Genomic DNA, 1,099 nt, shown 5'->3' on the forward strand with positions numbered 1-1,099 from the left:
CGCCATCGAGCCGCAGCGCGCGCAGCAGCGGGCCGGCCATCACCGCGCCGGCAATCCCGGTGACCGCCACGGCCACCGCCGCCAGCGATGCGATGCCGCCCAGCCGCTCGGCCACGGCGGTCGCGATGGGAATGGTGGCCGACTTGGGCGCAAGCGACATCAGCGTCTGCATCGACCCGCCCAGCGCCCACGCCACGAGCACGGCCGACCCGATGGCCGCCACCGATCCGGCGAGCAGCGCGATCGCCACCGGCCGCCAGATCTGCCGGATCCGGCCCAGTTGCCCGTACAGCGGCACTGCCAGCGCCACCGTGGCCGGGCCGATGAAGAAATGGATCAGCTGCACGCCCTCGAAGTACACCGGGTACGGCACGCCGAGCGCCAGCAGCACGCACACGATGCCCACCACGGCCGTGAGCACGGGCAGCAGGAACGGGTTGTGGCCGCTGCGCCGGTACAGCCACAGCGCTGCGAGGTAGGCCAGCAGCGTGAGCGTGAGCCAGGTCAGCGGAGAGCGCTCCAGCGCCCCCAGCGCGGCCAGGCCGGTGGTGGGATCCGTCATGCGGGCGCCTTCATGCCGGCGGACCCGCGCGCCGACCGCGCGACAGCAGCCAATGCAGGGTGACGGCCGTCACGGCCATCGTCACCGCCGCACCGACGATGCAGGCGATGAGGAAGGGCTTCCACTCGTCCGCCACCCGGCCGAAGTGCACCATCACGCCGGTGACGGTGGGGATGAACAGCAGCATCATGTGCTGCAGCAGGGTGGCCGCGATGGTGGCCAGCGACTCGGGAACGCGCCGCCGCCAGGCGAGCCAGGCCAGCAGCCAGAGCATGCCGACCAGGGCGCCCGGCAACGGCCAGCCCGTCAGGCGCACCGTGGCCTCTCCGAGCAACTGGAAGGCGATGAGAAGGCACAGGGCTTGGATCATGGGCAGGCCGGTATTGTCGGCCAGCCGCAGCCCGCCTGCACCCGGGCGTTTTGCCACAGGCGAATGCTATTTATTTGATAGCACTATGCCCTATACTTATTGTGCTAGAGCCTTTTTGCTCCAAGCCCCAGGCCACGTGCTCCCGCACCAGGGCGCTGGCGTCGGCC

The 1,099-nt window shown here is 70.4% G+C and carries 2 protein-coding genes; both read right to left on the reverse strand.

The features are described from left to right. Window positions 1-562: LrgB family protein (locus tag AC27IQ_RS25300; RefSeq protein WP_487091268.1), on the reverse strand; the 562-nt coding region annotated here is incomplete at its 3' end. A gap of 10 nt (window positions 563-572) precedes the next feature. Continuing rightward, the gene (locus tag AC27IQ_RS25305; RefSeq protein ID WP_487091269.1) at window positions 573-932 is read right to left on the reverse strand and encodes a CidA/LrgA family protein; all 360 of its coding nucleotides are present in this window, start codon (window positions 930-932) and stop codon (window positions 573-575) included. Between the last annotated feature and the right edge of the window lie 167 nt (window positions 933-1,099).

Source organism: Acidovorax sp. KPB24-07, assembly GCF_057543315.1.